This is a genomic window from Congregibacter sp. (assembly GCF_965660375.1).
Taxonomy (GTDB): Bacteria; Pseudomonadota; Gammaproteobacteria; order Pseudomonadales; family Halieaceae; genus Congregibacter.
This window is the reverse complement of sequence record NZ_CBFHZO010000096.1, coordinates 1-8,793: the sequence shown is the minus strand read 5'-3', so window position 1 is coordinate 8,793 and position 8,793 is coordinate 1. Positions and strand designations below refer to the sequence as shown.

The window sequence follows — 8,793 nt, the reverse complement described above, 5'->3', positions numbered from 1 at the left end:
TGCTTTCTCCCGCCCTGCGGGGGAACCGATGCCACCGTGCCCTCGATGAGTTTCAGCAGCGCCTGCTGAACACCCTCGCCCGACACGTCACGGGTTATCGACGGGTTATCGGATTTGCGCGAAATTTTGTCGATTTCGTCGATGTAGACGATACCCACCTGGGCCTTTTCAACATCGTAATCGCATTTCTGCAGCAGCTTTTGAATGATGTTTTCTACATCCTCGCCCACGTAACCCGCTTCGGTGAGGGTGGTAGCGTCGGCAATGGTAAACGGCACATCCAAAAGCCGCGCCAGAGTCTCCGCGAGTAATGTCTTTCCGGAACCGGTGGGGCCCACGAGCAAAATGTTGCTCTTTCCCAGCTCCACATCGTCGCCCTTGGCGCCACCGTGGCGGAGCCGCTTGTAGTGGTTGTACACCGCGACGGACAGCACCTTCTTTGCTCGCTGCTGGCCAATGACATACTCGTCGAGAATCGCGTTAATTTCTACGGGAACCGGCAGCTTTTCGTCGGCATCTTCCGCCGCACTCTCCTGCACCTCCTCGCGGATTATGTCGTTACATAGATCGACACACTCGTCGCATATAAAGACAGAAGGACCGGCGATAAGCTTGCGCACCTCGTGTTGGCTCTTGCCGCAGAAAGAACAATACAAAAGCTTGCCACCGTCATCTGTTCCGGATGAATCTTTACTCATTGGCTCACTTCGCCTCCCACGACACTGCCACCAGTTTTAGGTTGATGTTTTTCGTCTCCTAATGCAAGTGGACAGACACTGCGTGCCCTACAAAACTGCGCTTGAATCACTCGCTGCTGCCGGCGCTCCGGGCCGTCACAACTTCGTCGACCAGGCCATATTCCTTGCTCTGCTCGGCGTCCATAAAGCGGTCCCGCTCCGTGTCCCGTTCAATCACTTCCAGCGGCTGGCCTGTGTGTTCGGCCATCAGGCGATTCAGGCGCTCGCGAATGATTAGTATTTCTTTGGCCTGAATGTCGATATCCGTGGCCTGCCCCTGGGCACCGCCGCTGGGCTGGTGGATCATGGTCCGCGCGTTCGGCAGGCAGTAACGCTTGCCCTTAGTGCCGCCGGACAGCAGGAACGCCCCCATGGAGGCGGCCTGGCCCAGGCACATGGTGCTGATGTCAGGCTTAATAAACTGCATGGTGTCGTAGATCGACAGCCCTGCCGTTACAGACCCACCGGGGGAGTTGATGTAAACGTGAATGTCCTTGTCCGGGTTCTCAGACTCCAGAAACAGAAGCTGGGCAACGATAAGATTGGCCATATGGTCTTCAACCTGACCAACCACAAATACCACACGCTCCTTAAGCAGGCGTGAATATATGTCGTAGGAACGCTCGCCCCGTGAGGTCTGCTCGACCACCATGGGCACTAGCCCCAGGGCCTCGACTGGGGGGGACATTCCTTCGATCTGCTTCGACATACTTCCTCAGCTCCTGAGCCGTTGGTTACTACTGATTACTGCTGGTTAGCCTGCTGACCTAAGGCGATAGCTTCCTGATAAGTGCAGGACTTGTCGCTGATCGCGGCGGACTCAAGCAGACGTTCTACCACTTTGTCTTCCAATACCTTGCTTTCTACGGCCGCGAGCTGCTCCTGGTTTCCCAGATACCAATTCACCACTTCCTCGGGGTCCTGATAGGTCGACGCAATCTCTTCCACGGCGGCCTTGATGGCCTCTTCATCAGCTTTGAGCTCGTAGTGAGCGATGAGTTCCGCCAGCACCAGCCCGAGCTTTACGCGACGGGCGGCATTCTCCGCAAACATATCATCGGGGAGAATGGATTTGAGGTCCATGCCCTCGGGCGCAGCGCCTCCGAACTGCTGAAACATCTGATTTCGCAGCGCATCGGTCTCCTGCGCGATCAAAGCTGCCGGAACTTCGAGGTCGCTGTAAGCGTCTACAACAGCATCCATCACCTGCTTTTTTACCCGCGCATCAACCGCATTGCGCAGCTCCCGGGCCATGTTCTGCTCGACCTCTGAACGGAACTCAGCTTCGTCATCACCCTCCAGGCCATAAGCTGCGTAGAGCTCCGCGTCCAAGGGTGCCAGCTGCATTTCTTCCACTTTATTGACTTTGACCTTGAACTCGACGGCGGCTCCTTTGAGTTCGTCAGCGTGATAGTCATCAGGAAAACTCAGGGAGAGCACCTTCTCTTCGCCTGCACTCATGCCGACAATGCCATCCTCAAACCCTGGAATCATCTGTCCGGAGCCCAGCTCAAGGTCGCTGCCTTCCGCGCTTCCGCCTTCGAAGGGCTCTCCATCGCGGGTGCCCTCAAAGCCGATGTTTACGCGATCACCGTCAGCGGCGGCGCGTTCGACTGTTTCCCAGCTACCGCGTTGCTTGCGGAAGACTTCAATAATGTTGTCCACATCTTCGGCAGTAACGTCGGCGGCAGGTTTCTCTACCGGATAATCGCTGAGCTCAACGACTTCCACCTCGGGAAACACCTCGAAAGTCGCGATGTACTCCAGGTCCTTGCCGGCATCCATATTGCGCGGCTCGATGGTGGGCTGCCCCGCAGGCTTGAGCTTTTCCTGGGTAACCGCCTCCTGAAAGCTCCGGCTCATAACTTCGCCCAATACTTCCTGACGAACACCGGGCCCGAAGCGTTGACGCATCACCTTCAATGGCACTTTACCGGGCCTGAACCCCGGTAGCCGCACGTTTTTGACGGCCTGACGGAGACGTTCGTCGACCTGTGAGTCGACAGTTTCGGCCGGTACTCCAACGGTCAGCCGGCGCTCCAGCTTGGACGTTGTTTCTATAGAAACCTGCATAATCTGGTGATCCCTAATAACTCATTCTTTGGCGGGACTCTGGACAAGCCCCTGATTGGTGCGGAAGGAGAGACTCGAACTCTCACGCCATAAGACACTGGTACCTAAAACCAGCGCGTCTACCAATTCCGCCACTCCCGCATACTGACCAGGCGCTTGAAGCCCCGCTTGAGCGGCCCCAAATAACCTGCAAAACATTGATATTTCTAGATTTTTATCGAAGACAGGGGCTGAGCCGGGTGCCTTCGAGGGGCGCGATTTTGCCACAGGCGCCCCTTGGCAGCAACATACCTTTCAGCAGGTGAGACACTCGGGGTCGAATTCGTAAGCGCCGGCCAGCCAATCCCGTAACTCCGAGGACGCCATGGTGTCTCTGGAAGCTACAGATTCCAGCTTAGCCCGCTCCCCTGCTCCGAGGCTATCCAGGGTCCCGGTAGCCAGCGGCTCGCAGGCCGCAATGACGCCTTCATCCACTCCCGCTTCTTGCAATACCTTCGCCCATGAATCACGCAATGCCCCATAAAGAGCCGGCAGGGACGCCAATGCGGGAAGCGAGAGTGCCGGCTGATTCATGGCATTACACCAGTGGCTGCTGACAAACCCATCCAACGCTGCCGAGCGCCCCTCCAATGGACCCACATAAATGTGGGGTGAGCGGGCCCGGCTGTCGTTAACGGGGTAGTTGTCCCAAAGGGCCAGATTACCGCGACATACCCGGCTCGCGTCCACGAGATCTCCGGGCGTTACCGTGCGCGAACACACCTCGGGTCCCGTCCAGAAAACTTCGTAGCCGTCGTCGAGGTCGGCATACAGCGCGTTGAGATAATCGTTGGGTCGATGACCAAAAATCTCATCAAGGATCGGATCATCACTATAATAGGTGGGGCACACGCGAAGCTCGAGGTCCCCGGCCCCGACCCAATGGCGCACATCGCCACAGATTTCTGCCTGCCGGGCAGCAAGACTGTCCAGATCACCCGGCATATCATCGAAGAGCAAGGCGACGCCTGTAACGCCGAGATCGACTATCTCCCCTACCTTGGTTTGCAGCGCTGCCCGGGCAACGCGGTTGTAGTCGCGGTAAAGCTCGAAAGGCGATAGCCCCAGGTGAAAAGCCAGTTCATTTTTTGCAGAACGCGCAGCGACTAGCTCCAGGTGGTCCCGCTCGTGCTTTGGCCAGGACGCCCTCCAGCCCTTGCGAAGGTTCGAATCTGCCTTTGGAGCGTAGAGGTAGGCATCGATTCCAAGGGCCGGCAAGCAGTCCGTCATGCGCAGACGTGAGGCTGGCGACCACGGCTTTCCATAAAAACCCTCCAAAACACCCAGCAAGGGCCTCTCTCCATTCATTTGGCGTTTTTTGCTCCTCAAAGCCATTAAAAACACATTTAGATATGCACAAAAGAACTAATTTTTATTTAACAAACTATGGAATATTTCCAATTAATGCCTTTACTATAGACGTGACTCCATTTCCTCGCGGAAATGGTATGTCACCGGAACAAACCCAATGTTCCGTTGTGAAGGATTAAGTTCCTTTATGTTTCACTCCTAATGGTCTTATTGGGCTCCTTTTGGAGCCCATTTTTTTGCCTAAAAATTATAAAATTCAATGCCTTGGGGCCAGCTTCTATAAAGCACTTTAATTCCCCGGGGGCTTTGCTGAAAAACGGCTGATCTCTGGAAAGAAAGTCCCGACTGGCGCCAAGAGCCCCACCGCTGTCGCGATGAGGTTTTATACGTAGTCGACCGTACCGGGTCGCTCACATCGTATGGGTGGGACGATCAGAGGTCAGCATACCCACCAGGTGCTCTTCGATCTTGGAGTTGGCGGCAGCGTCCTGCTCCGAAAACTGCACGCCGATACCAGAGGTCCTATTGCCCTGGGCGCCCCTAGGCGTTACCCAGACCACCTTCCCCGCGATGGGTATCTTGTCGGGTTCTTCCATGAGGGTGAGTAACATGAACACCTCATCACCAATTTTGTAACTCTTATTGGTAGGAACAAACAGGCCGCCATTTTTGATAAACGGCATGTATGCAGAATAAAGTACAGCTTTATCCTTGATGGTCAGAGAAAGAATTCCCTGATGGCCTGAAGATTGTTCATTCATGATGCGAGAAACACGTAGAGCGCAAGCAGGAGTGTAGCATTGCGTTTGTCACTCCCATAGCCCGTTGAGCGCAGTTGTTGCGCTAAAGCGCAACAAATCCACATTAGGATTGCTGCCACTACGTTTGGCAGCTCGCAGGCGAGCGATGCTGTCGAGCGCCACAAACCCCCGATGCGCTTCCCCCGACCGAAGCCGCGCTGTCGGCAACCCGCGAAGCCAGCGCTGAATTGCACACTCAATGGCATCCAGCGCGCTGTCGGGCTCCACCGCCGCCACCGCCTGCTCCAGTGCCGGCGATTTTTTCTCTTCGCGCAACACATCCTTTACGGACCGGTGCATTGCCAGGAGAAGGCCTCTTTCATCGCTTTGCAGCTTGATCAAGGCATCCAGAGGTCGGTCATTACACAGCTCAAGCATGGCAGACGCCGCTCCATCGGCCCCGGTACCACCAAGCTCGTTCTCGAGCCAGGCCTGAGCTCTTCCCTGCTCGGGAGACGGCAGTTGCCAGCGCTGGCAACGAGAACGGATGGTCGCTGGTAAGGGAAAGCCGCGGGCCGATACCAGAATAATAAAGGTTTCAGACGCGGGCTCTTCCAGACATTTGAGAAACGCATTGAAGGCTGCCGTTGTAAGAGCTTCCGCCGGCGAAATCAGTATTACCTTGTAACGCCCGAGAGACGCAGTGCCGGCAGCGAAACGAATCACTTCACGGATTGCGTTGATTCCTATCGCTTTTCCTGATTCGCTGGGCACAACGCTAAGCAGATCCGGAAGTGCGCCGGAGGCGCTGAGGGTGCAGGTTTTACATTCGCCGCAATTGCCACCCTCGCTGGGTTGGCTGCACAACAGATAACGTGCCAAAGCCAGGGCCAGACGATTACGACCGGTGCCCGGCTGCCCCTCCAGCAGCATCGCGTGGGGAAGTCGTCCACTCGTAAAGAGGGCTTCCAGGCTTTGCCAGGCTGAGTCATGCCAGGGCAACGACCGGGATTGCGGCGGCGGATTCGCATTGGGTGGCAATTCCAGCATCAGTTTTCCACCAGCGGTGGACAGGCGATGAGGTCATTTACAACCGATTGCAGAGCCCGCTCCACGTCCGCGAGCTCTGCGGAGGCATCAATAACTTGGTAGCGGCCACTGCTGCGCCGGGCGCGGTACAGGTAGGACTGACGCACCCGCTCGAAAAAAGCCTTGTCTTCAAGCTCAAAGCGATCAAGTGCTCCCCTGCCCCGGGCTCTGGAGAGCCCCAGTTCTGCCGGGACATCGAGGAGCAGGGTCAGGTCCGGGCGCAGCTCTCCCTGCACGAGGTCCTCAAGAGCGGCCACAGGTGCCACCCCCATATTCCGCCCCGCTCCCTGGTAGGCATAGGTCGCGTCGGTAAACCGGTCGCAGAGTACCCATTGACCACGCTGGAGTGCTGGCAGGATACATTCAGAAAGATGCTGGGCTCGAGCGGCAAACATCATCAGTAGCTCGGCCAATGGTGCGATGGCTGTATCCGTGGGGGCAAGCAGCGTCTCCCGTAACTGTTCGCCGAGGCGTGTTCCCCCCGGCTCCCGCGTGCAGATCAGGTCCACATTCGCGTTCCGCAGACGCTCTTCAATGTAGGACATGGCGGTACTCTTGCCCGCGCCCTCGCCGCCTTCCAGGGTGATAAACAAGCCTCGTTGATTCACTGGTTTTTACTCTTTGGTGCAGATCGATAGTCGGCGCGCCGAGATAGCTGAAACTGGCGCACGGCCGCCTCGTGTTCTTTCAGTGTCGCGCTGAATTGATGACTGCCATCGCCTCGTGCCACAAAGTAAAGGGCATCCCCTGCCTCGGGGTTTACCGCAGCCACGAGGGCCGCTTTCCCGGGCAGGGCAATGGGACCGGGTGGAAGACCTTTATGTCGATAGCTGTTGTAGGCATTACCCTCATCGCTCAAGTGCTTGCGTTGTAGATTACCCTCAAACGCAGCGCCGAGCCCGTAGATCACTGTGGGATCGGTCTGCAGACGCATGCCGTTTTGCAGGCGACGCACAAATACACCTCCGATAGCAGAGCGCTCCCGCGCGAGACCCGTCTCCTTCTCGATGATAGACGCCATGATCAGTGCGTCGTAAGCATCGCCGTAAGGTAATCCTGATTGGCGCTGCATCCACACCTCGGCGAGGGTTTCTTCCATCATACGATGGGCCTCAAAGAGGATATCGAAATCACTGTCGCCCCGCTCATACTGGTAGGTCTCTGGCAGGAAGTATCCTTCGGTGAGCTTGGCCGGCGCCACCAGTTCGAGTAGCCGCGGGTCCTGCGCATCCGACAGCAAAGGCTTTATACCCTCGCTGCTCTGGATGAGTTGCAGTGCATTACTCAGCGTAATGCCCTCGGGAAGGGTCACAAGATAACGGACGGTATCGCCACTTTGGAGGAGCGCCAGAAGTGATGCCGGCGTAATTCCAGCGTCCAGCCGGTACTCCCCAAGACGAATGCGACTGTCTGCCCCAAGGATACGCCCCGCCCATTTAAACAGACGCTCGTGCTGAAGAACCTCTGCTTTCGCAAGACGGCGGGACAGGCGACTCAAACTGTCACCGGGCTCTACATAGACGATCAGCCCCTCCTCAGGTATTTCCAGAGGACTTTCCCACCAGGCGTCCAGCCACCCTAGGGTCAGGAGCAGCATCAATAGGATACCGGCAACGATAATGCTCAGATAGCGCAGCATTGCCTGACCACCCAAAAGTAAGACTGTTGAAGATCGCGCAGTCTTTCACTGGGCTTGTAGGTCTTCTCATCCCAGCTGGAAACAGTGCGGACCCCCATGACACTGTTGCTGAGAAACAGACCATCTGCTTCAAGTAAATCCTCTGATTCCAAGGGTTTCTCCTCGGCATCCATGCTCAGCTTGCTCGCGAGGGTTTCCATGAGAAACCGCCGGCGCGTGCCCAGCACGCCACTGCCGTCACAGGGCGCTGTGAGTAAACGGTTGCCCTGAAGCACAAACAGGTTGGCATTACTGGAGCACTGATAAGCGCCACTCACGTTACGAAGGAGCACATCGTCTACGCCAAGATCTATTGCCTCAGCTGCGGCCATGACCTGCTCCAGACGATTGCAGTGTTTCAAGCCAGCCAGCAGCGGCTGGTGGCCCATCACAATGGAAGAGCTTGCTACCACCGCCGGGGGCAGCGCGTCCAGGGGGGACTTCGCAAGGGAGTGGTAGCTGGTGACCATCTGGGCTCGCGCTTGCAGATTAGGGGCATAGCCGCGTTTCCCCGAAGCTCGACTCACCGTGAGGCGCAGAACACCCGCAGGCTCTGCACAACCCTCCAGACCACTGCTTATCGCTTCATGAACCTCGCGACAATCCAGGTTTATACGCAGGCGCTTCGCACCGTTCATAAGCCGGTGGAGATGGAGATCGATCCAAAGCACCCGGCCATTAATGATGAGCAAGGTTTCAAAGAGCCCGTCACCATAAAGAAATGCCCGGTCCGTTACTGGCACCGAACGCGTAGAGTTCTCCGGCGACGCCGCCACCAAGACGTCTAAATGCGTCCAAAGATCAGCGAGCCGTTGGTGCCGCCAAAGCCAAAGGAGTTGGTGAGACTATGAGTAATGGTCATTTCCCGTGCCGTATGCGGCACGTAGTCCAGTACGCAGCCTTCACCGGGGTTATGCAGGTTGATGGTTGGCGGCGCAACCTGATCCCGAATAGCCAGCACTGCAAACACCGCCTCCACCGCGCCGGCGGCACCCAGAAGATGTCCGATCATGGACTTCGTAGAGCTCACTGCAACTGACGAAGCCGCGGTCCCAAACACCGACTCAATGGCCCGGCTTTCCGCTACATCGCCCGCAAGGGTTGAGGTGCCATGGGCATTAACATA

At 56.8% G+C, this 8,793-nt stretch carries 9 protein-coding genes, 1 tRNA gene and 1 pseudogene; all 11 read right to left on the bottom strand.

The window, feature by feature from the left end; all coding sequences use genetic code 11:
- The coding region (clpX, locus tag ACTG3T_RS09205) for an ATP-dependent Clp protease ATP-binding subunit ClpX (RefSeq protein ID WP_439101971.1) at nt 1-698 on the bottom strand (698 nt) is incomplete at its 3' end.
- Between the two features lie 106 nt (nt 699-804).
- Complete coding sequence (gene clpP / locus ACTG3T_RS09200; protein ID WP_439101970.1) at nt 805-1,425, bottom strand: ATP-dependent Clp endopeptidase proteolytic subunit ClpP; 621 nt, start codon at nt 1,423-1,425, stop codon at nt 805-807.
- A 56-nt stretch (nt 1,426-1,481) separates the two neighbouring features.
- The gene (gene tig, locus ACTG3T_RS09195; protein ID WP_439101969.1) at nt 1,482-2,810 is read right to left on the bottom strand and encodes a trigger factor; all 1,329 of its coding nucleotides are present in this window, start codon (nt 2,808-2,810) and stop codon (nt 1,482-1,484) included.
- 56 nt (nt 2,811-2,866) lie between these two features.
- Nucleotides 2,867-2,951, bottom strand: a tRNA-Leu gene (locus ACTG3T_RS09190).
- A gap of 153 nt (nt 2,952-3,104) precedes the next feature.
- Nucleotides 3,105-4,157, bottom strand: a complete 1,053-nt coding sequence (locus ACTG3T_RS09185) for a beta-N-acetylglucosaminidase domain-containing protein (RefSeq protein ID WP_439101968.1) — start codon at nt 4,155-4,157, stop codon at nt 3,105-3,107.
- A 413-nt stretch (nt 4,158-4,570) separates the two neighbouring features.
- Complete coding sequence (locus ACTG3T_RS09180; RefSeq protein WP_439101967.1) at nt 4,571-4,921, bottom strand: PilZ domain-containing protein; 351 nt, start codon at nt 4,919-4,921, stop codon at nt 4,571-4,573.
- Between the two features lie 48 nt (nt 4,922-4,969).
- Nucleotides 4,970-5,950 carry a DNA polymerase III subunit delta' gene (locus tag ACTG3T_RS09175; RefSeq protein WP_439101966.1) on the bottom strand — a complete coding sequence of 327 codons (981 nt, stop codon included), beginning with the start codon at nt 5,948-5,950 and terminating at the stop codon, nt 4,970-4,972.
- Nucleotides 5,950-6,597, bottom strand: coding sequence for a dTMP kinase (gene tmk / locus ACTG3T_RS09170; protein ID WP_439101965.1), 648 nt, complete (start codon nt 6,595-6,597; stop codon nt 5,950-5,952). Before tmk ends, ACTG3T_RS09175 begins: the two co-directional genes overlap by 1 nt.
- Nucleotides 6,594-7,628 carry an endolytic transglycosylase MltG gene (gene mltG / locus ACTG3T_RS09165; RefSeq protein ID WP_439101964.1) on the bottom strand — a complete coding sequence of 345 codons (1,035 nt, stop codon included), beginning with the start codon at nt 7,626-7,628 and terminating at the stop codon, nt 6,594-6,596. The genes tmk and mltG overlap by 4 nt, the downstream gene beginning before the upstream one ends.
- On the bottom strand, nt 7,613-8,410 hold the full coding sequence (gene pabC, locus ACTG3T_RS09160) for an aminodeoxychorismate lyase (RefSeq protein ID WP_439101963.1): 798 nt from the start codon (nt 8,408-8,410) through the stop codon (nt 7,613-7,615). Before pabC ends, mltG begins: the two co-directional genes overlap by 16 nt.
- 41 nt (nt 8,411-8,451) lie before the next feature.
- A pseudogene (locus ACTG3T_RS09155) lies at nt 8,452-8,793 on the bottom strand (beta-ketoacyl-ACP synthase II); the annotation flags it as partial.